Origin of the sequence: Haloferax sp. YSSS75 (genome assembly GCF_046764215.1) — an archaeon.
Taxonomy (GTDB): Archaea; Halobacteriota; Halobacteria; order Halobacteriales; family Haloferacaceae; genus Haloferax.
In genome coordinates this window covers 770,761-792,599 of sequence record NZ_CP177206.1, presented here as the reverse complement: position 1 = coordinate 792,599, position 21,839 = coordinate 770,761, and the positions used below count along the sequence as shown (strand labels likewise).

At 62.4% G+C, this 21,839-nt stretch carries 18 protein-coding genes; 9 read left to right on the top strand and 9 right to left on the bottom strand.

What is annotated here, in order from left to right; translation table 11 throughout:
* Window positions 1-95: 95 nt before the first annotated feature.
* Window positions 96-1,484 (bottom strand): ABC transporter substrate-binding protein, encoded by a 1,389-nt coding sequence (locus ACK3R5_RS04155; protein WP_411968154.1) that lies wholly within the window; start codon window positions 1,482-1,484, stop codon window positions 96-98.
* A gap of 513 nt (window positions 1,485-1,997) precedes the next feature.
* Between ACK3R5_RS04155 and ACK3R5_RS04150 the strand changes: the two genes are divergently transcribed.
* A complete protein-coding gene (locus ACK3R5_RS04150) occupies window positions 1,998-2,591 on the top strand; it encodes a Tat pathway signal protein (protein WP_411968153.1) in 594 nt (197 codons plus the stop codon).
* Window positions 2,592-2,751: 160 nt separating this feature from the next.
* On the opposite strand, the gene ACK3R5_RS04145 is transcribed toward ACK3R5_RS04150, so the two are convergent.
* From ACK3R5_RS04145 to ACK3R5_RS04135, 3 genes are all read right to left on the bottom strand, one after another.
* Window positions 2,752-4,362, bottom strand: coding sequence for a long-chain-fatty-acid--CoA ligase (locus ACK3R5_RS04145; RefSeq protein WP_411962797.1), 1,611 nt, complete (start codon window positions 4,360-4,362; stop codon window positions 2,752-2,754).
* Window positions 4,363-4,510: 148 nt separating this feature from the next.
* Window positions 4,511-6,505, bottom strand: coding sequence for an acetate--CoA ligase (gene acs / locus ACK3R5_RS04140; RefSeq protein WP_411968152.1), 1,995 nt, complete (start codon window positions 6,503-6,505; stop codon window positions 4,511-4,513).
* 197 nt (window positions 6,506-6,702) lie between these two features.
* On the bottom strand, window positions 6,703-8,403 hold the full coding sequence (locus ACK3R5_RS04135) for a methylmalonyl-CoA mutase (protein ID WP_411968151.1): 1,701 nt from the start codon (window positions 8,401-8,403) through the stop codon (window positions 6,703-6,705).
* A 210-nt stretch (window positions 8,404-8,613) separates the two neighbouring features.
* Here ACK3R5_RS04135 and ACK3R5_RS04130 point away from each other — a divergent pair, with 210 nt between their 5' ends.
* The 3 genes from ACK3R5_RS04130 to ACK3R5_RS04120 are packed head-to-tail and all read left to right on the top strand — an operon-like array spanning window position 8,614 to window position 12,192.
* Window positions 8,614-10,539 (top strand): NosD domain-containing protein, encoded by a 1,926-nt coding sequence (locus ACK3R5_RS04130; RefSeq protein ID WP_411968150.1) that lies wholly within the window; start codon window positions 8,614-8,616, stop codon window positions 10,537-10,539.
* Entirely contained in the window at window positions 10,532-11,368 is an 837-nt protein-coding gene (locus ACK3R5_RS04125; RefSeq protein WP_411968149.1) for an ABC transporter ATP-binding protein, read from the top strand. Before ACK3R5_RS04130 ends, ACK3R5_RS04125 begins: the two co-directional genes overlap by 8 nt.
* Window positions 11,365-12,192 carry an ABC transporter permease gene (locus ACK3R5_RS04120; protein WP_411962792.1) on the top strand — a complete coding sequence of 276 codons (828 nt, stop codon included), beginning with the start codon at window positions 11,365-11,367 and terminating at the stop codon, window positions 12,190-12,192. The genes ACK3R5_RS04125 and ACK3R5_RS04120 overlap by 4 nt, the downstream gene beginning before the upstream one ends.
* Window positions 12,193-12,210: 18 nt before the next feature.
* On the opposite strand, the gene ACK3R5_RS04115 is transcribed toward ACK3R5_RS04120, so the two are convergent.
* Window positions 12,211-12,855 carry an FAD-dependent oxidoreductase gene (locus tag ACK3R5_RS04115; protein ID WP_411968683.1) on the bottom strand — a complete coding sequence of 215 codons (645 nt, stop codon included), beginning with the start codon at window positions 12,853-12,855 and terminating at the stop codon, window positions 12,211-12,213.
* A gap of 282 nt (window positions 12,856-13,137) precedes the next feature.
* Between ACK3R5_RS04115 and ACK3R5_RS04110 the strand changes: the two genes are divergently transcribed.
* On the top strand, window positions 13,138-14,898 hold the full coding sequence (locus tag ACK3R5_RS04110) for a 2-oxoacid:acceptor oxidoreductase subunit alpha (protein WP_411968148.1): 1,761 nt from the start codon (window positions 13,138-13,140) through the stop codon (window positions 14,896-14,898).
* Complete coding sequence (locus ACK3R5_RS04105; protein WP_411962790.1) at window positions 14,895-15,758, top strand: 2-oxoacid:ferredoxin oxidoreductase subunit beta; 864 nt, start codon at window positions 14,895-14,897, stop codon at window positions 15,756-15,758. The genes ACK3R5_RS04110 and ACK3R5_RS04105 overlap by 4 nt, the downstream gene beginning before the upstream one ends.
* A gap of 53 nt (window positions 15,759-15,811) precedes the next feature.
* Here ACK3R5_RS04105 and ACK3R5_RS04100 read toward each other — a convergent pair whose 3' ends face one another.
* A complete protein-coding gene (locus ACK3R5_RS04100) occupies window positions 15,812-16,522 on the bottom strand; it encodes a DUF6517 family protein (protein WP_411968147.1) in 711 nt (236 codons plus the stop codon).
* A gap of 118 nt (window positions 16,523-16,640) precedes the next feature.
* Entirely contained in the window at window positions 16,641-16,838 is a 198-nt protein-coding gene (locus ACK3R5_RS04095) for a hypothetical protein (protein WP_411962788.1), read from the bottom strand.
* Window positions 16,839-17,005: 167 nt separating this feature from the next.
* Between ACK3R5_RS04095 and ACK3R5_RS04090 the strand changes: the two genes are divergently transcribed.
* From ACK3R5_RS04090 to ACK3R5_RS04080, 3 genes are all read left to right on the top strand, one after another.
* Window positions 17,006-18,373, top strand: coding sequence for a geranylgeranyl reductase family protein (locus ACK3R5_RS04090; RefSeq protein WP_411968146.1), 1,368 nt, complete (start codon window positions 17,006-17,008; stop codon window positions 18,371-18,373).
* A gap of 121 nt (window positions 18,374-18,494) precedes the next feature.
* The gene (locus tag ACK3R5_RS04085) at window positions 18,495-19,277 is read left to right on the top strand and encodes an aldo/keto reductase (RefSeq protein ID WP_411968682.1); all 783 of its coding nucleotides are present in this window, start codon (window positions 18,495-18,497) and stop codon (window positions 19,275-19,277) included.
* A gap of 74 nt (window positions 19,278-19,351) precedes the next feature.
* Complete coding sequence (locus tag ACK3R5_RS04080; RefSeq protein ID WP_411962786.1) at window positions 19,352-19,546, top strand: hypothetical protein; 195 nt, start codon at window positions 19,352-19,354, stop codon at window positions 19,544-19,546.
* 21 nt (window positions 19,547-19,567) lie between these two features.
* Here ACK3R5_RS04080 and ACK3R5_RS04075 read toward each other — a convergent pair whose 3' ends face one another.
* On the bottom strand, window positions 19,568-20,695 hold the full coding sequence (locus ACK3R5_RS04075; protein ID WP_411962785.1) for a DUF373 family protein: 1,128 nt from the start codon (window positions 20,693-20,695) through the stop codon (window positions 19,568-19,570).
* 72 nt (window positions 20,696-20,767) lie between these two features.
* Window positions 20,768-21,769: a signal peptide peptidase SppA gene (sppA, locus tag ACK3R5_RS04070; RefSeq protein WP_411962784.1), complete on the bottom strand. Its 1,002-nt coding sequence runs from the start codon at window positions 21,767-21,769 to the stop codon at window positions 20,768-20,770.
* Between the last annotated feature and the right edge of the window lie 70 nt (window positions 21,770-21,839).

The window sequence follows — 21,839 nt, the reverse complement described above, 5'->3', positions numbered from 1 at the left end:
CAGGTTCTGTCATGGGTATGTTACTCTTACTCATTTACGTATGCGTAGTTGTCTGCGATTAACTTTCATTAATATAACGGTGAAGGCAGGGAGCCTTACTCGTAGGGGCCGAGTTCACACTCGGCGGCCGGTCCTGCGTCACATGCGTAGCCGAGATCGTCGCGGCTGGTGACGTTGACAATCTCGTAGTACACCCCAGCCTCCTGTTCGGAGCCTGGGAGACCCTGGACGACGGGCACGTCGCGCTGTGCCTGGTGGTCGCAGCCACGCATCGTCTCTGCGCCCATGCCGATGTTGTCGTACTCGTAGTCTTCCAGTTGCTTGATGACCTCTGGCGGGTAGAACGTTCCTGCCCGCTCGGCGGCCGCCGCGTACTGGAGCGTCTGTGCGTATGCGACCTGTGCCGGCCCGGATGGGATACGGTCGTACTCACTCTGGAATGCTTCGGTGAACTCCTTCGACGGTGTGTTGTCGAGCTGTGAGTCCCACGCGAGCGTCCCGTAGACGCCCTCGATGGCGCCGCCTGCGGCTTCCGCCATCGGGCGGTTGTACAGCGGAACGAGAATCTCCATCTCTTCGTTGATACCCGCGTCCACAGCCTGCTGGACGGAGTTCGCGCCGTCGAGGCCGTAGTGGTTCAAGATGAGAACGTCCGCGCCGGAGCTCTGCGCTTCGGAGAGGTACGTCGAGTAGTCCGTGGTCCCGAGCGGCGTTGCGACGGATTCGACCTGTTCCCAGCCGGCGACGTCGGTCATGAACTGGTTCATCGACGCCTGCTGCGTCTGGCCCCAGCTGTAGTCGGCGTAGAGCTGGTAGAAGCTCAGGCCCTCACCGTACGCATCCTTGACGACGGGTGCGAGCGCCTGCCCAGTCATGTACGCGTTGAACATCTCACGGAAGGAGTAGCGGACACAGTCCTTGCCGGTGGTGTCGTTCGAGTGCGTCAGACAGGCCATGAACATGACCTTCTCGTTCTGACACAGTCCCTGGACTGCGATTGCCACCGCCGAGGACGACCCACCGGAAATCATGATCGCGTTGTCACGCTGAATCATCCCGGAGGCAGACTGCCGTGCCTGGTCTGCGTCGGTCGCCGTATCCCCGTCTACGTAATCGATGGTGTAGCCGAGGACGCCGTCTCCCGAGAGGTCGTCGAACTGGGTGTCGACCCAGCCGCCACCTTCGTTGAGGTGCTTTACCGCGAGCTGGTAGGCTCGCAGTTCGTCTTCACCTTCAGAGGCGTACGGTCCCGACTGCGGAACGTTGAATCCGAACGTCGCGGTGTCCCCCTCTATCGGGTAGTTCCCGAGAGATGGGTAGTCTTCACCGCCTCCGCCGCCGCCGTTTCCGCCACCGTCACCGCCGCCATTTCCGTCACCATCACCGCCGCCGCCACCTGTACAACCGGCCAGTCCAGCTAATCCGACTGCACCAGTTGCTTTTAGCACATCTCTGCGATTGAGTGGCTTGGTATCCCGTGCCATAGGAAAACCGGCGGATACATAGTTAATAATTGTTATGTATATATACCCTTTAATTTGTATTAGTGATTATACAATGTAGCCTGTAGTCCTTATATGGTATCCTTTACCATATTAATTTTCGTTGTCATCGGCCCGGACGTCGAAGGTAGTTGGCAGTTCCTAACCCCAGTTCACTAACTGTTAGTAGGAGACGTAACGGCGACAGTAGACCGTTCTCACCGACAGTTTCGAGCGTCTACGTACGCGTGCGGCACGTGCGACGTGACTAGCTTTGAACCCAAACAGGGCGGCGGGAGAATGCCGCTGATTTCGGTACGACGATTGTCTGAAATACTTGACACTCGCCCTTCGTTTACTGTCATTTACTTTGATATATGCACCCTACTTGTTCTGATTCAACTGTCACTCGCGGTGAATCGGCCGGTCATAAAATTCTTCTAATCAAGAATCTCTGATGTATAACTATTCTACCGCATAGCATCTCTCTATTTGCCACTCTCGTGGCTGAATGAAATGACAAACGAAAAATTCTCACCAACTCGACGCTCCGTCCTGAGACTCGGTGCGATGTCGGCACTCGGCATTGGTATCGGTATCCCGGCGGTCTCCGGTAGTGCTGTTGCGACAGCGTGTCCCCGAACTCCCGGCTACTGGGCGAATCACCCCAAAGCGTGGGAAGATGTAGCACCCATTCCGTATCCCCTTTACGGATACATGTTCGTCCCCAAGATGAAGACAAAAGGGCCGAAAAATGACGTAGATGCCACTAACGGAAATGGAGACTATATCGAACTCCTCGACCCGTCAGAGGGCTCGAAGGACCTTATCATGGCCAAGCACCTGATGGCCACTATTCTGAACTTCCAGAACCGAAAGAACCCGGACCCGTGTGTCGACTCGGAAATTATGTACGGCCCCTACAAGGGGGACTCAGTTCGGGACGTCAAACGTCTCGCACAGGACTGGCTCAACGACGCCACGAAGGGACAAGAGGACTGGTACGCCGGCGGAGTGAATGGCGAACCCATCAAGGACGTCCTCGACTACTGGAACAACAACCCGTCGAAGCTGGGCCTCGAAGGCTGCGACTGCTACGGCGACGACTAAGCCCTTAAGATTCCCAAACCCTTCCACCTCGTTCCCGTTTTCACGTCGTACAGTCCCGTCGGTAGGGTCCGGACTCTTGGAGCAGACCACTGGCGATTCGTTATGTAGAGAAAGAGAGCACCGACACCACTGCTGCGCAGTGGGCCACCGCCACAGACGACTATCCTTCGCCGACCATCCGCCCTTCGTCTTCCCACTCGCGCTCGCGGAGTTCGTACTTCTGAATCTTCCCCGTCGCCGTCTTCGGGAGTTCCGCGACGAACTCGATTTCCTTGGGGAGTTTGTACGTCGCGATGCGCTCTCGGCAGAAGTCGATGAGACCCTCTGCGGTCATCTCCGGTGCGTCCGGGTCCCCGTTACGCGGGACCACGAACGCTTTCGGTGATTCGCCCCACTCGTCGGACGGGATCGGGATGACAGCGACGTCCGCGACGTTCTCGTGGTCGAAGAGTGTGTCTTCCAACTCGATACTGGAGATGTTCTCCCCGCCGGAGATGATAATGTCCTTCTTGCGGTCCTGGATGCTGATGAACCCGTTCTCGTCGACGACGGCGAGGTCACCCATGTGGTAGTACCCCTCCAGACGCGCCGAGAACGCCTCTTCGGTCTCTTCGGGCTTGTTCCAGTACTTGTCCATCACCTGGTTACCGGCGACGACGATTTCGCCGATACTCTGTTCGTCTCGTGGCACGTCGTTTCCGTCTTCGTCGACGACGCGGACGTCGGTGCCGAGGTAGCCGACTCCCTGTTTCTTCTTCACGCCGAACCGGTCGTCACCATCGTCGAGGAATCGCTGTGCTTCGGACGTGGTGATGAGTGGTCCCGTCTCGGTTGCACCGTAGACGTGCATGAGTCGCCACCCGAACTCGTCTTCGACGGTTCGAATCGTGGCTTCCGGTGGGGCCGCACCGGCCGTCGCCGCACGAACCGGATTCGCACCCGTCGTCTCGACGCCGCCTTCGTCACGGTAGTGTTTCATCAGGATGTTCAGCACCGTCGGTGCGGCACAGAGGTACGAGACGTCCTCGGTGCGGATGGCGTCTAACACGTCCTCGGCATCGACGCCACGGGTGCAGACGTGCTTGGCACCGTGGCCGGTGATAGCGTAGATGTGGCCCCACCCGTTGACGTGAAACATCGGAAGCGTCCACAGGTAGGTGTCCCCGTCGGAGATGTCCTGGTGCATCGAGATGAGGTAGGCGTGAATCGTCTCCGCCCGGTGGGTGCGACAGACGCCCTTCGGGTCGCCCGTCGTCCCCGAGGTGTAGTTGATGGTGATGATTTCGTCTTCGGACATCTCCGGGCGCTCGTACTCGGTCGATTCGGCGACCACGTCGTCGAACTCCAACCAGTCGCCGTCGACTTCCTCGGCGTCGTTGGTGACGAATATCTCCGTCGGGACGTCGTCGCGAATCTCCTCTATCTTCTCTGCGAACGCGTAGTCGGCGTAGATGGCTTTCACCTCGGCGTCGTTGAGCATATACTCGAAGTCCGAGGGGACGAGGCGGTAGTTCAGCGGCATGTGAACGCCGCCGAGTTGCATCGTCCCGTAGGCCGCCTCGAGGTGGTAGTGCGTGTTCGGGTCGAGGACAGCGACTCGGTCTCCTTTTTCGACACCACGTGACTGTAGTGCCGCCGAGAAGCCGTCTGCTCGCTCGCCGAGTTCGGCATAGGAGAACCGTTCACCTGTCGTCGCCACGACTGCCTCCTCGTCGGCGTAGTACCGACGGGCCCGGTCGAGGAATTCGGTAACGAGGAGTGGTTTGTCCATACACGATGTCCTTCACTAACGTTAGAGATAAATGTGCGGGGTGGTGCCACGCAACGTGGAGGAGGGGTCAGCGTTGGTCCTGTCCTCCGAGGATGGAGACACCGACGGGTCGTCGGGGAGAGAAAAACGAGAGGACGAGAGACCGACGTTAGTCGGACTGGGCTTTCCGCTGAATCTCTTCGACGATTTCCGGGTTCCGAAGCGTCGTCGTGTCGCCGAGTTCCTCGCCGTTGGCAATCTCTTCGAGCAGGCGACGCATAATCTTCCCAGACCGGGTCTTCGGCAGTTCCGGCGTGAAGACGACCGCTTCGGGCCGTGCAATCGGGCCGATAGCGTCCTCGACACCCTTGATGATGCGCTTGCGCATCTCGTCGTCTTCTTCCTGGCCCTCCTCGGTGATGACGTAGGCGTACACCGCCTCGCCTTTCACTTCGTGGTTGCCACCGACGACTGCCGCTTCTGCGACGCCCTCGACACCGACGATTGCGGATTCAATCTCCATCGTCCCGAGGCGGTGGCCAGAGACGTTGATGACGTCGTCCACACGGCCGAGGATGGTGATGTAGTCGTCTGCGTCGATTTTCGCGCCGTCTTCGGGGAAGTAGACCCAGTCGTCCGAGTCGTCGCTGCTCACGTCGGAGTACTCCTGCCAGTACTCCTGGACGAACCGTTCGTCGTTCTTGTAGAGCGTTCGGAGCATCCCCGGCCACGGCTTGTTCACCGTGAGATAGCCGGCGCGTCCTGCGTCCACCTGCTCTCCGCTCGTGTCGACGATTTGTGCGTCGATACCCGGCAGCGGTGGCCCGGCGGACCCGGGTTTCATCTTCTTGATTCCCGGGAGCGTCGTAATCATCATGCCGCCCGTCTCTGTCTGCCACCACGTGTCGACGACGGGACACTCCTCGTTGCCGATGTGCTTGTAGTACCACTTCCACGCGCGTGGGTTGATTGGTTCACCAACCGTCCCAAGCAAGCGCAGACTCGACAGGTCGTGTTGCTCGGGGAACTGACTGCCCCACTTCATGAAGGCGCGAATCGCCGTCGGTGCCGTGTAGAAGATGTCGACGGCGTACTTCTCGATGATGTCCCACAGGCGCGCTCGGTTCGGGAAGTCGGGGGTGCCTTCGTACATCACCGTCGTCGTCCCGAGTGCGAGTGGGCCGTAGACGATGTACGAGTGGCCGGTAATCCAGCCGATGTCCGCCGAACACCAGTAGGTGTCTTCCTTCTCGATGTCGAGGACGGCGTGTGAGGTCCACGCCGCGTACGCGAGGTACCCACCGGTGGTGTGTTTGACACCCTTCGGTTGGCCCGTCGTCCCCGACGTGTACATCAAGAAGAGCATGTCTTCGGCGTCGCGTTCGACCGGGTCGATGCGTTCACCGGCGTGTTCCGCCAACAGGTCGCCCCAGTCGTGCTGGTTGCCACGGAGTTCGTGCCCGAACCCGTCGTCGCCCAGTCGGTCCACGACCACAGTCGCGTCGACGCCGTGGTCGACACCGTCGAGTCCCTCGTTGGCTTTGTCGAGGTGGTCGAGGGCGTCACCGCGGCGGTAGTAGCCATCACACGTGACGAGATACTCCGAATCGGCCGAGTTCATCCGAGTGGCGAGTGCTTCTGCCGAGAATCCAGCGAAGACCACCGAGTGCGGCGCGCCGATACGCGCACACGCCAGCATGGCGATGGGCAGTTCCGGAATCATCGGCATGTACATCGTGACCACGTCGTCTTCTTCGACACCGAGGTCACGCAGTGCCGCCGCGAACTCGTTGACCTCACGATAGAGGTCCTGATAGGTGTAGGTCCGTGTCTCGCCGTGTTCACCCTCCCACTTGATGGCGACACGGTTCTTGTCGCCGTTTTCGACGTGTCTGTCGACACAGTTGTACGAGACGTTCAGCTTCCCACCCGTGAACCACTTGTAGAACGGCGGGTTCGAGTCGTCGAGCACCTGGTCGTACGACTCGTCCCAGTCGAGCATCTCGGCCGCTCGTTCCCAACTCTGCGGCCAGTTGTCTTCGAACTCGTCGTAGATTTCCGGGTCGGAGACGTTCGCCTGTGCGACGAACTCCTCGGAGGGCTCGAACTCCTCCTGTTCTACCAGCCGTGCCTCTAGTTCTCCATCTCCGTCACCGTCTACCATAGTACGTGCTAACTAATAGAATCATCCATGATAAATCTATGTGAGTGGGCTACGGCGGTCGATTTTCACGCGCTGAAACAGCTAAGTAACGAGAGATTGTCACGGTCCCTGAGAGGAATCAGAGGCGATGTAACTGGAAGAAAATGGCCAGTCGACCTGAGAGAAACGAAGAGAAAACGACTCGTCGGACGCGCGCGTTACATCACGCCAATCGTCTCGCGGTAGGTGCCGTACTCCTCGGCGAAGACGTCCATAATCTCGCCCATCGTCACGTACTCCTTGACCGCATCGACCAACACCGGCATCACGTTCCCGCCGTTTTCGACAGTCTCTCGGAGTTCGTCCAGTGCCGCTTCGACTGCCTCGTCGTCGCGTTCTTCCTTCACCGATTCGAGTCGTTCGAGTTGCCGGTCCTGGACGGCCTCTTCGACGTGGAGGAGGTCAAGGCGAGTGTCGTCGTCCGTGGCGTACTTGTTGACGCCGACGACGACTTCTTCGCCGTCTTCGACACGCGACTGGTATTCGTAGGACGCCTCACCAATCTCCTTGTGGTAGTAGCCCTCGTCGATGCCGGCGAGGACGCCGTCTCGGACCGACCCGTCGCCCATCTCGCGAATCTCTTCGATGTAGGCCATCGTCTCCTCCTCGATTTCGTCGGTGAGTTTCTCGACGAAGAAACTGCCACCGAGTGGGTCGATGACGTCTGCCGCACCCGACTCTTCGGCGATGATTTGCTGCGTGCGCAGTGCGACGGTGACTGCCTCTTCGGACGGGAGCGCCAGCGCCTCGTCGAAACTGTTCGTGTGGAGCGACTGCGTGCCACCGAGGACGCCTGCGAGTGCCTGAATCGTCACGCGGACGATGTTGTTGAGCGGTTGCTGGGCCGTCAGCGACTGCCCCGCCGTCTGGGTGTGGAACTTCAGTTGTTTCGAGCGCTCGTCTTCGGCGTCGTACCACTCGGACATGACGTGGTGGTAGATGCGACGGGCGGCGCGGAACTTCGCCACCTCCTCGAAGATGGAGTTGTGAGAGTTGAAGAAGAACGAGAGTTGCGGGGCGAACTCGTCGACGTCGAGGCCACGGTCCACCGCGTCTTCGACGTACGCAAAGCCGTCTGCGAGGGTGAAGGCGAGTTCCTGAATCGCCGTCGAACCGGCCTCACGGATGTGGTAACCCGACACCGAGATGGGGCGGATTCGTGGCGTCTCCTCGGCGGCGAACTCCACGGTGTCGGTGACGAGTTTCAGCGAGGGTTCCGGCGGGATGACCCACTCCTTCTGCGCGATGAACTCCTTGAGCATGTCGTTCTGGAAGGTGCCGCCAATCTGGTCGCGGGAGACGCCGCGGTTGTCGGCGAGTGCGACGTACATCGCGAAGACGACGGGAGCAGAGGGGTTGATGGTGAAGGACGTGGTCACGTCGCCGATGTCGATGCCGTCGAAGAGAATCTCCATGTCGCGGAGTGTGTCGACGGCGACGCCTTCCTTTCCGACTTCGCCGTCGGAAAGCGGGTCGTCGGAGTCTTTGCCCATGAGCGACGGCATGTCGAACGCCGTCGAGAGGCCGGTCTGGCCGTTCTCGATGAGGTAGTGGAATCGCTCGTTCGTCTCCTGGGCAGTTCCGAACCCGGCGAACTGGCGCATCGTCCACGTTCGCCCGCGGAACATCGTCGGATACACACCGCGCGTGTAGGGGGCCTCGCCGGGGAATCCGAGGTCGTCCTCGTAATCGAGGTCAGCCACGTCAGTCGGCGTGTAGATATCGTCGACTTCGTGGTTCGAGACGGTCGCAAACCGGTCTTTCCGCTCGCCACCCTTCTCGAGGAACGGGTCGCGAGTCTCCGACTCCCACTGGTCGCGCGCCTCTCGAATAGACGCTAACTCCTCGTCGTCGTACATGCACGAAAATCAGTATGGACGATGATTAATGATTCGGGTCGCCCCGCCACCTGCCGGGTTCTCGGTTCGACGGACAGACCATCGTGCATATCACTCCTCGCTGTCGTAGCCCCGTGCATGTGTGAGTGTACGAACGAGGGGAGTCTCCCGAGGACGGGCGACCGGCACCCGAACGCCATCGGTGACAGCGTCGCCGGACGCTGAGCGTCGATGGCAATCGTCACCCCGTCTACGACCCGGTGGGTCGCAGGCATCACGGCACTCGTCCTCGTCCTCGCGAGCGTCTCGTTCGTCGTTCCTGCGACGGGAACCGTCTCACCGGCCCCCTTCGAAGACACGGTGAAGACCGGTGGGACCGCAGTCGACGTCCGCATCTCGGAAGTCGAAGGCTTCGAAGTCCCCGTCGCACAGGTTCACTTCTCCCGGTATCGCTACGTCATCGGATACTACGACGTGACGACTGCCGCGGCAGATATCGCCTCGCCCGAGAGCACCCGACAGTTCGGCGACCCACTCGCCGTGTTCGTCTCTGACTACGCGACGGTCACCCCACTCGTCGACGACGAGGGCTACCTCCGGACGCAACACAACCGACAACCCGGGTGGGTCGAAGCGTCCGACGCATCGTTCGTCGTCGATTCGGGTGCGCGCGTCCCCACCAGACCAATCGTCGTGCCCTTCTCCGACACAGACGCGGCGCAGTCGTTCGCCGACGAGTACGGCGGCGACGTCGTCGACTGGGAGACGGTTCAGGACCGGTCCGAGAACCCACTGGACGTTCGAATCGCCGCCTTCGAGCGGTCCGTCGCCACCCACCACGAGTGGGCAAACCGGACCGTCGCCGCGAGTGACTCCCTGTTCGACCGCCCCGTCTCGACTGTCGTCGGCGAAGACGCACCGACCATCGAGGCGGCTATCGAATCGGCACCCGAGAACACCGCCGTCTACGTCCCCCCCGGTACCTACTCGGTCGATACGGTCGACGTGAATCGCTCGATTACGCTCGTCGGGGCCGGCCCCGACACCCGCGTCGTCGGTGACGGCAATGGAACCGTCGTCCACGTCCGCGCAGACCGGGGCGCAGTGACGAACCTCGCTATCTCGGGCATCGGAGACGTGGGGACGCGTCGCCTCCAAGCGACGAACGAATCGGTCGACTGGGATACTCGCGTCCAACTCGCGTACGGTCGCGGTGACGCCGGCATCGTCCTCGACGGTGCGAACCAGTCTGCGGTTCGTGGCGTCCGTATCGACACGAACGCCAGTGGCATCATCGTCCGCGAGAGCGCCGACAGCGTGCTCGCGAACGTCACCGTTCAGGGCGCGCCCATGGCCTCTGATGGATTCATGGGCGTCGTCCTCATCGGTGGACGCTCGGTAGTCGAACAGTCGACGTTCCTCGACGGACGCGACGGCGTCTACACCCACCGCGCCGACGGGAGCGTCATCAGGAACAACCGCATGGAAGGCGGCCGCTACGCCGTCCACGAGATGTACACGTCCGACGCCCTCGTCGCCGACAACGTCGTCCGCGACGCGCGAGTCGGGGTCATCATCATGACGCGCCCCGTCGGAAATCTCGTGGTCGGAAACGACGTTCGAGAGTCCGGATTGGGGTTCATCCCCGCCGGGAGCGAGACGTACGTCGCGGACAACGTCTTTGCCGACAACGAGTTCGGGATGACCGTGAGCGGCGACAGACAGGTGTTCACGCGAAACGTCGTCGTCCGCAACGAAATCGGCGTCCACGGGAGTTCCACGTTCCCGACGAACGTCGTCATCCGAAACGACATCGTGTACAACGACCAGCACGTCGACTCCAAACTCGGCCCCATGCGGACGTGGACGCGAGACGGGCAGGGGAACTACTGGGGTGACTTGCCACTCGAAGACGCCGACGGTGACGGCGCGTACGACCGTGCGTTCCAACCATCCGGCCCCGTCGACGCCGAACTCGGCCGACACCCGGCGGCACTCACCCTCTCGCAGTCACCGGTGATGGACGCACTTCGGCGCGCACGGACCGAAGTCGCTGGACTTCGTGGGTCCGGCGTCGTCGATGCCGCACCGCGAACGACCCCGGTTCGACCGGATGCCCTCGCCGCCCTCAACGAGACGGAGGAGACAGATGCCTGACGGAGATTCACCGCCCCCCGAGACGACAGGGGCCACGGCGACAGCACCGACACAGAACACCGACGACGACAGGTCGGCCACACACCCGGCTATCGAAGCGACTGGACTCGGTCACGCCTTCGGCGACGTCCGCGTCCTCGAAGACGTCTCGCTGGCGGTCTCACCCGGTGAAATCGTCGCGCTCGTCGGCCCGAACGGGTCGGGGAAGTCGACGCTGATTCGTTTTCTCGCGAAGGTCCGGTCGCCCGACACCGGGACGATTACGCTCGGCACCGCGGAACAGACGCGCGTCGGCTATCTCCCGCAGCAACCGGGCTTTCGTGACGGCTTTTCCGCCGAGGACACGCTCCAGTTCTACGCCCAGTTCGTCGACGTCGACGAGCAACGCTCGTCGGCCCACCGGACACAGTCCGGTGACGACGAAGTGGACGTTTCGGAGATTCTCGACCGAGTTGGTCTCGCTGGCGCGGCAGACCGGCGAGTCGGAGCGCTCTCCGGTGGGATGACCCGACTACTCGGCCTCGGACGTGCGCTCATCGGCGACCCGGCGGTTCTCGTCCTCGACGAACCGGCGAGTGGTCTCGACCCGGGAATGGTCGAACGACTCTTCGGTATCGTCTCGGAACTCGCGGCAGACGGGACGGCAATCGTCCTCTCGTCGCACAACCTCGCCCCGGTCGAACGGACCGCAGACCGGGTCGCCGTCCTCGACGGCGGTCGGTTCGTGGCCGACGCCCCGCCCCGCGAGATAATCGAATCGACCGACTCTGAAGACCTGCAGACGGCCTTCGGAAAACTCGTCTCGACCGACGGGGTGGACGGCCGATGAGTGACGTGGGTGACGCCACGAGCGACCTGCGGGACCTCTTCGGTATCGCGGCCCGTGAACTCCGAACCGTCGTTCGGACACCTGCCGTCGTCGCACTCTCCGTCGTCTTCGGCCTCACCGTCGTCGCCGTCGCTGCCGCGGGGTCCGGGTCACGCGGTGGGTACGTTCCGCTCGCCCTCGACCTGGTTCCGTTCGTCGAGGCACTCGTCCCGCTTTTGGCCTTCGCGCTCTGTTATCGAGCGGTCCTCTCTGACCGCCAGACGGGCGAACTCGACGTGCTCCGGACGTTCGGCGTCTCTCGTCGGGCGTACGTCCTCGGAATCTACCTCGGGCGGAGTCTCGCCCTCGTCACCGTCGTCTTCGGGTCACTCCTCGTCGCCGCCGCGACGGTTCCCGTTCTGTCGCCCGCCAAACCGACGTTTCTCGCGTTGAACGCGGCGGCCGATTCGCCCGTCGCGTTCGTCCGGTTCGCCGTCCTCGCAGTGCTGTTCGCGCTGGCGACGGCGGCCGTCGCGCTCGCAATCTCTGCCGCGGCGCGCACCGCCAGACAGGCAATCGCCCTCGCCGTCGGGTTACTCGTCGCCTTCGTCGTCGGCGTCGACGCGGCGGCAGTCGCTGGTCTCGCCTCGGGGACGTTCGGCATCGACGCTGTCCCGTACATCCTCGCGGTGAGTCCGAACGGAGCGTTCCGGTCGCTCGTCTTCGGCGTCGCCGTCGAGACGGGGAGCGCAACGTCGCCGCTGGCGGCGCTTTTCGGACTCGGTGGATGGGTCGTCGGTGCGCTCGTCGTCGCCGTGCTGACGGCGTGGCGCCCCGTCGAGTGAGAACGAGACTGCTCCGACTCAGCCGAAGTTTTCGACCTTTGCGGCGTCGGCGTCACCGCCGGCCGCTTCGAGCGCCTCGACGGCGGCGTCGACGAAACTGGCGAACCCGTAGACGAACACCTGTTCGCCCTCGTCGCCGGTGAGCGCGTCTGCGACGGCGTCCGTGAGGGCGGCGTCGTCGTCGGTGACGACGACACTCGCACCCTCGTCTGCCAGCGTGTCGAGTCGCTCCTCGTGTGCGGGCGCGTCGTCGAGGTAGACGACTGCCGCTTCGTTCCCGTCGGCGACGGCCGCTTCGGCGATGCCGACTGCCGGACCGATACCGGGGCCGCCGGCGAGGACGACGACGCGCGATTCGCCGTCGTAGTAGCTCTGTCCGAAGGGACCGGAGAGGTCGATTTCGTCGCCTTCGGCGAGTGATTCGAGGTGGTGGCTGAACGGTCCTGCTTCCGCTGGGTCGATGCCGACGGTCACTTCGAACGTCTCCGTGACGCCGGGCGACGAGAGCGTGTAGAAGCGGGCGTACGACTCGCCGTCGATAGTGGCGGAGAGTTTCACGAACTGTCCCGGTTCGGCATCGAACTCAGCGGGTGACTCGAATTCGATAGCGACCGTTCCGGGTCCGACGTCGCGGGCAGCAACGACGGTGACGGTTGCGTCCATGGGTTCGCTTCGGCGCAGGCTCACAAGGGCCTTGCCTTCCGGCACGCCCGGCGAAAGCCACCATCGAAGTGGGGTTCTGAAGGGGGCCGCGAGCAGGGTCGACACGGAGCAATTGGACATACGTCCACCCATAAGGATGAGAGTGGCTATTCAAGCGGGATGTTTGGGTGAAAAATACACTCTCGCGGTCTGTCTGAACCGGATTCGTTAATTGACTATACTGCGAACACACGCAAATTTTCAGAAGGCTTTTGACCCGGCTACGGGTAGGTTTCACTCAGCATGCCTGCGGACTTCAATTGGGCCATCGGCGGCGAGGCTGGCGATGGCATCGACTCCACGGGGAAAATTTTCGCTCAGGCACTCTCCCGGGCTGGACGTCACGTGTTCACGTCGAAGGATTTCGCGTCGCGAATCCGTGGCGGGTACACTGCGTACAAGGTTCGGACTGCCATCGACCCCGTACAGAGCGTCGTCGATAGACTCGACGTGCTCATCGCACTCACACAACGAACAATCGACGAGAACCTCGACGAACTCCACGAAGGGTCTGTCATCATCTACGACGGTGACCGCTCGACGATGGCGGACGTCGAAATCCCGGAGGGGATGATTGGGCTGGACGTTCCCCTCAAGGCACTCGCCGAGGAAGCTGGTGGCGCCATCATGCGCAACGTCGTCGCACTGGGTGCGGCGTGCGCAGTCGCCGACTTCCCCATCGAGAACCTCGATAGCGCACTCAAGAAGCGCTTCGGTGGGAAAGGCGAGGCCATCGTCGAGAACAACAAGAAAGCTGCCCGTGCAGGGCTCGAATACGTCAACGAGGAGTTCGACTACGAGTTCGACTACGACCTCGAGACGACGGACAACGACTACGTCCTGCTCAACGGCGACCAGGCCATCGGGATGGGCGCTATCGCCGCTGGCTGTCGCTTCTACGCCGGCTACCCCATCACGCCCGCGACCAACGTGATGGAGTACCTGACCGGCCGTATCGAACGCTACGGTGGCCACGTCGTGCAGGCAGAGGACGAACTCGCCGCCATCAACCTCGCACTCGGTGCGGCACGCGCCGGTGCGCGCTCGATGACGGCGACGTCCGGCCCGGGTATCGACCTGATGGCCGAGACGTTCGGCCTCGTCGCCACCTCGGAGACGCCGCTCGTCATCGTCGACGTCATGCGCTCCGGCCCCTCGACGGGGATGCCGACGAAGCAAGAACAGGGCGACCTGAACATGATGCTCTACGGCGGCCACGGCGAGATTCCGCGCTTCGTCGTCGCACCGACGAGCATCGACGAGTGTTTCTGGAAGACCGTCGAGGCGTTCAACTTCGCCGAGAAGTATCAGGTTCCGGTCTACGTCGCTGCCGACCTGGCGATGGCCGTCACGGAACAGACCTTCCCGCCGGAAGCCTTCGACATGGACAAGGTCGAAATCGACCGCGGCAAAGTCGTCGACGACGACTCCATCGACGAATGGCTCGACGAGAAGGGCCGCTTCCAACCGCACGCGCTCACCGACGACGGCATCAGTCCGCGGGCGTTCCCCGGCACGGAACAGGGCGCTCACATGTCGACCGGTCTCGAACACGACGAACTCGGCCGCCGGACCGAGGACCGCGGCATGCGCGTCGAGCAGGTCGACAAGCGCGAACGCAAGGTCCAGACCGCCAAAGAGACCGAAGACTTCTCGCCGCGTGAGTTCGGCAACCCCGACTCTGACACGCTCATAATCTCGTGGGGTTCGAACGAGGGTGCGCTCATCGAGGCACTCGACTTCCTCGAAGAAGACGGCGTCGACGTTCGTATCCTGTCGGTCCCGTACATGTACCCCCGTCCCGACCTGACCGAGGACATCGAGGCGGCAGACGAAGTCGTCGTCGTCGAGTGTAACGCGACGGGTCAGTTCGCAGACGTCGTCGAGCACGACACATTGACCCGTGTCAAGCGCATCAACAAGTACGACGGCGTCCGCTTCAAGGCGGACGAACTCGCAGACGAAATCAAAGCAACCCTCGAGGCAGAGGAGGTTTCACCATGAGCTCAGACGTTCGCTTCACCGACTTCAAATCCGACAAGCAACCGACCTGGTGTCCCGGCTGTGGGGACTTCGGGACGATGAACGGCATCATGAAGGCGCTGGCCAACTCCGGCACCGACCCCGACAACACGTTCGTGGTCGCCGGTATCGGCTGTTCCGGCAAAATCGGGACGTACATGCACTCGTACGCCATCCACGGCGTCCACGGGCGCTCGCTTCCCGTCGCCGCCGGCGTCAAACTGGCCAACCCCAACCTGACCGTCGTCGCCGCCGGTGGTGACGGTGACGGGTACTCTATCGGTGCTGGCCACTTCATCCACGCCGTTCGCCGCAACGTCGACATGGCCTACACGGTCATGGACAACCGCATCTACGGCCTGACCAAGGGGCAGGCGTCGCCCACCTCGCGTGAGGACTTCGAGACGTCGACGACCCCCGAAGGTCCGAAACAGCCACCGGTCAACCCGCTCGCACTCTCGCTGGCCGCCGGCGGCACGTTCATCGCGCAGTCGTTCGCGACTGACCACAAGCGCCACGCCGAAATCGTGCAGGAAGCCATCGAGCACGACGGCTTTGGCTTCGTGAACGTGTTCAGTCCGTGTGTCACGTTCAACGACGTGGACACCTACGACTACTTCCGCGACAACCTCGTGGACCTCGCAGACACGGACCACGACCCGACCGACTACGACGCCGCCAAGGACAAGATTCTCGACTCCTCGAAGGAGTTCGAGGGCGTCCTCTACAAAGACGAGAGCTCTGTCTCCTACGAGCAGAAGTTCGGCGTCGACAAGAACATGTCCGAGATCCCGTCGGGCGCTCCCGACGACGCGATGGACCTCGTCCGCGAGTTCTACTAACTCGCCGCCAACCCGTCGCGCACGTCCGACCGGCCGACCCCTTTTTCACCGACTCAACTCGACTGGCCCAGTGTCACCGTTCGTTCGACCGTTCCCGGGTGTTCGACAGCGCCAGCGAGGGCGACGATTGCGTCCGTCTCGTCTACGTCTGCGCCGTGGATGGCGAAGACGACGACGACGTCACCGTCGTGTTCGACAGTCGCCACGTGGATGCGAACCTCGGCGCTCCCGCCGTCGTGGGCGACGGACTCGCCCTCGATAATAGCCGTCCCGGGTTCGAGGACGACAGTCCCGGCGTAGGTGACGAGTTCCGCCTCCTCACCGAGTATCGTCACGTTCCGCGACCCGACTTCGCGGACGCCGTTGACCTCGGGGACGTTGCCGAGGGCCTGGGCGTCTGTAAGGTAGTCGAGTCCGACACCGACCAGTTCGCGATTGCCGAGATTCGCCAGTGGGTTGACCGACTGGCCGGCGACCTGTCTGTTCGGCGACGAGACGACGGCGAGCACGGTGACAGCGTCGTCCGCCGTCGTCTTCGAGTAGCCCGAAACCCACGTCTCGACGCCGACGCTTCGTGATGCGGGGCCGACCCCTACGTCGTACGACAGGGGAAGGACGGTGCTGTTCCCGTGGACGTATCCGTGAGATTCGTACGCCGACGCGGGAATGGTCGCTGGGGACGCCGAGATGGTCGTCGTCCCACCGAGACACCCGGCGAGGGCGACGACGACGGCGAGTGCAACGGCAAGTCGAATGGGTCGCATGACGCCTCTAGAGGCGCTCGATGGACATGACAGTCTCGCTCTGGTGGAAAATCGAGTCGGTAGACAGGTCCACCCCGTCCCCGTCACCGACGCGTAGTTGGTCGACGCTCGCAGACAGTCACTCGACGACTTCGACACAGAGGCGGTATCGCGTGCCGCAGTCGAGGCAGTGTGCGTCGTCCGACTCGATGAGTTCGGTCAACAGCACCTCGCCGAACTCGCAGTTGGGACACTCGTAGACGAGCGAATCACCCGCGATGCGGTGGGCGAATGCGTTCGTGTTCTCCTCGGTCAGCGGTTCTGGCGTAGACGACATTTCGGACCACCAGTATAGAGGTGCTACCACGTGGCACATAAAGTTGCAGGCCCACCGGCCGTGGCGCCAGCACCAAAAAGGCCCGAGTAAACTGTACGCATCGACACCCCAGTTGTGAGGTGTAGATACGGTCGTTTTTTATTACATCAGCATGAACACCGTTTGATATGCCAGCGGAATCCTACGACATGGTCGTCGTCGGTGGGGGCACGGCGGGGGCCTTCGCCGCAGCGACGGCCGCCTCGGAAGGTCTCGACGTGGTGATTGTCGAGCGAAAATCCGAGGAGGATAAGGGAGATATTGCCTGTGGTGACGCCATCAAAGGCAAGAGTACGTTCCCTGACGTAATCGACCTCGATTATCTGAAAGACGAAGCGTTTACCAATCAAAACATCCGCCGTGCCGTCTTCGAGAATCCGCAGGGTGACGACCTCGAAGTCGAGTTCGGTGCGCCCGGTGCGGTCTTAGACCGCAAGCGCTACGGCGAAATCATCCTCGAAGAAGCCGAGCGCGTCGGCGCAGACATCCACTTCGAAACCGTAGTGCAGGACGTCGTCCAGGACGACAGTGGCTACGTCACGGGCGTCCGAGCCAAACGCAACGGAACGGTCGTCGAGTACGACGCAGACGTCGTCATCGACGGCGCAGGCTCTCTGTCCATCCTCCAAGACAAGACTGACTTCACCGGCACGCGATTCGACACCAACGTCTCTTACCAACAGTTCTGTTCTGCCTACCGCGAAGTGATGGAGGTCCCTGAACCCGTCGACTACCACGACGCCATCGTCTTCGGACCCACCGAAGAACTCGGCTACGTCTGGTACTTCCCGCGCTCGCCGACCGAAATCAACGTCGGTCTGGGCTTCCAGATGAACAAACCGCCGATGAAGCTCGTCGACGACCTGAAGAAACACGTGGCAGCACGCCCCGAGTTCGACGAGGCCAAAGTGACGAGCAAACTCGGTGCCGCGTTGCCGACGCGTCGCCCGTACGACTCCGCCGTCGCGAACGGGTTCATCGCCGCCGGCGACTCGGCAGGCCACGTCAACCCGACGACGGGCGGTGGCATCCCTGGCGCCGCGAAGTCCGCCCACTGGGCCGCCAAATACGCTGTGGAGGCAATCTCCGAGGGTGACGTGAGTGAGGCGAACATGTGGGAGTACAACCGCGACGTGATGACCGACTTCGGCAAGCGCTTCGCCGCCGTGGACCTCTACAACATCTGGGGCGGTGCGCACGACGTCGAGGAACTGACGCGAATCGTCGCCTCCGTCCCCGGCCAGCAACTGGCCGACGCGCTCAGTTCCGGCACCTCGTCGATGAGTCTCGGCCTCAAGATAGAGACGCTCGTCAAGACGTTCGGCCACTGGGGCAAACTCTACGAACTCTACAAGGTGAGCAAACTCGCCGACGAGATTACCGACGTGTACAACGCCTACCCGTCGCGTCCGGGTGCCTTCGAGTCGTGGCAGGCGAGTCGTGACGACGTGATGGACCGCCTCTACGAACTCTCCGGCGCAGAACCCAAGTACTGACCGACGCTCACCAGAGTCGGTAATCTACTCACCTTTCGGAACCGCTTTTCACGTCGAACCCGTCGCTACAGTTGTGACCGAAGAACGCACTTCTGCTGACGACGTTCCGACGGCGAACGGCATGCCGATGCTCGGCCTCGGTACGTGGGAGAACACGAATCCCGACGAGTGTGAAAACGCCGTGAAGACGGCCTTAGAGATGGGGTATCGCCACATCGACACCGCACAGATTTACGGCAACGAAGCCGAAGTCGGCGCCGGACTCGCCGCCGCAGACGTCCCCCGTGAGGACGTCTTCCTCGCCACGAAGGTGTGGATAGACGAACTGTCGCACGACGACGTCATCGAGAGTACCGAAGAGAGTCTCGACAAACTCGGCGTCGACTACGTGGACCTGTTGTACGTCCACTGGCCGGCCCGTGAGTACGACGCCGAAGAGACGCTCGACGCCTTCGACACCCTCGTCGAGAAGGGGCTGACGAAGCGAATCGGCGTCTCGAACTTCGAACCCGAACAGGTCCGAGAAGCCATCGCGCGCACCGACGAGGCCGTCTTCGCCAACCAAATCGAACTCCACCCACTCCTCCAGCAAGAGGAACTCCGTCAGGTCTGTGCCGAGGAAGGCGTCGAAATCGTCGCCTACTCGCCGCTCGCCCGTGGGAAGGTGTTCGACGTGGACGTGCTCTCGGACGTCGCCGAGAAACACGGCGTGAGCGAGGCGCAGGTGTCGCTCGCGTGGCTTCGCGAGAACGGAATCACCGCCATCCCGAAGGCGACGAGCGAGGCCCACATCCGCGACAACTGGGAGTCGCTCTCGCTCGAACTCGACGCGGAAGACGTCGCGGCAATCGACGCCATCGAACAGGAAGACCGGCGAGTCGACCCCGACTTCGCTCCCTGGTAACTCGCCGACGAGCGTTCAGTTTTTTTGCTCCCCAGGCCGCAACCGATTTGTCGCCGGAGGCCTGACGAACTCGCATGGAATTCGACCTCCCAAAGACGGCCGCACTGCTCGTCGCGCTCGTCGCAGTCGGAACGGCGGCGCTCGTCGGGATGGGGTTCATGGCGACCAGTACCGTGTTGATGATGGTGACGCCGGCGATGCTCGTCTTCGGTGCGCTCTGTCTCGCAATCGGCGTCAAACACGGCGAGTACCGCGCGCTCGACCAGTGACGAGACGATAGCCGCCTGCGATTAGTTTTCTGCCCGTCGTTCTCTGACGTCGTCCAGCGTCTCGTCCGTGACGGTGGCCGAGATGCGGACGCCGACGAGACTGATGACGATACCGGCGACGATGAACATCACCAGTCGCTGGACCGGCGAGAGTTCGAGTCTGCCGAAGAGTACGAGGTGCGCGAGTTCGCCCTGTCGTTCGAGGAGGAACCCCGAGAATCCACGAAGGACCAACCCGAGCGCGATGACGCCGAACGGGAGGTTCATGTACGACGTCGAGACCACGTCGTTGCCGATGAGTTCGTCCAGGAGACGGCCAGCGCTGGCGGTGAGAGCGGCCAGCGCCAACCACGGGACGCTGTGGTAGACGAACAGCAGCGACGGTAACAGCACCTCGTTACCCGTCGTACCGGGCGTCCGAATGGCGAGTGCACCGAGGAACAGGCCGACGATGGCCAGTCCAGCAGCGACGGCGTAGGTGACGACAGAGACCTGTCCGGAGTAGAGCGCGTCGCGAACCTGTTCTGGGGCGTTCGAGAGGAACTCGTCGATAGCGAGTCCTTTGTAGAGGAGGACGGCCCCGAGGAGTGCAGCGAGTCCCGCGAGCGCCACCGCCGGCGTGAACTGCACGAGGAGCAACGGCAAGAGGAGTAAGCCGACACCGACCGGAACGAGCACCGTCGAGCGCAGTTCTTCGTCGGCGAGGAACTGCTTGAGCAGGTAGTACGTCGACTCGATGTCGTGGGCCTGTCGGACGACGACGCGGTCCACCGCGTCGACGCGGAGGCGACTCTCGATGACCGGTACGAGTCGTTCGTCCTCCGCGCTGTCGATGACGACCACCGCAGAGTCCACGTCGTATATCTCGATTAGTTCGTCGAGTTGTACCGCGACAGCCCTGTCTGCGCCGACGGCCGTCTCGGCGGACCCGGAGATGACGGCGACTTCCGCGTCTTCGCGTTCGTCTCTGAGTTCGCGAGTGACGCGTAACGCTTCGAGGAGACAGTTGACGCTCGAATCCTCCGGGTCTGCGAGTCCGACGTCGGTGACGAGCGACCGAATGGCCTCCCATCCGACGACGGGCGTCGAGAGTCCCGACTTACGGCCGATGTCGTTGGCCCGGTCGACACAGAGGACGAGCGTGGTCACGTGGAAAACGAATGCAGTCGTGGGCTAAAAAGCCTCCCAGTCGAACGCGGGCGTCTCGGCGACGTGCATCACTCAGTAGCGGAACGAGAACCCCTCGTCGACGTCGAACGAGGAGGCGACGCCCGCGCCGAACGCGTAGGCGACGCCCTCGGCACCGCCGCGGAGGCGGTCTGCGAGACCAACCTGTGGCGTGAACTCTCGAACCGACACCTCGTCGCGGCCGAGCAGTTCGGCGAGTCGGTCTTCGACGTCGTCGCGAGTGCCGAGCGAGTCGACCAGTTCGAGTTCGTGTGCTTCCTCGCCGAGATAGACGCGCGCTTCCGTCTCACGGATGGCCTCGGGGTCCATATCGCGCCCCTCCGCCACGCGTTCGACGAAGTCGTCGTAGTAGTCGTCGATGAGGCCCTGTAGGTAGTCGCGTTCGTCCTCGGTCGGTTCTTTGAGGGCGTTGCCGGCGTCTTTGTACTTCCCGGCGGCGAAGCGTTCGTACGAGATACCGACTTTCTCGGCGAGTTCTGACGCGTTTACCGACGACCCGATGACGCCAATCGACCCGACGATACTCGCGTCGTGTGCCCACAGTTCGTCGCATCCGCTCGCAATCCAGTAGCCACCCGAGGCGCAGACGTCGGTGGCGTAGGCGACAGTCGGACCGTCGAACTCGGCGGCGGCCCGGCGGATGTCGTCACTCGGGAGCACTTCACCGCCGGGCGTGTTGAGTTTGAGTAACAGCGCTTCGGTGTTGTCGTCTTCCGACGCCGCGTCGATTTGGTCGACGATATCGTCCGCAGGCATCCCACTGCCTCGGCCGGGGATGCGTCCGCCCCCACCGTCACGGGAGATGGGGCCTTCGACGGCCACTTCGGCAACGTCGTACGTCGGGAACACCGAGTTGGCGAGTTGGCCGCCGACGCGAAGCGCAGCGACGACTGTTCCGAGGACGAGGAGGACGCCGACGAGTTCTGCGAGCGTAGCCGGGACTCTGTAGAAGAGCACCCAGCCAACGATAGCCGCGAGAACTGTGACGACGAGGACGACGGCGATTCGAAAGAGGCGGGTAAACTGGTTCGTCACGGTGAATCACTCACACCTGCCGGTCAGGGCGCCGTCGTCATAAAAATGGATACGTCGCGTGTGCGACGAA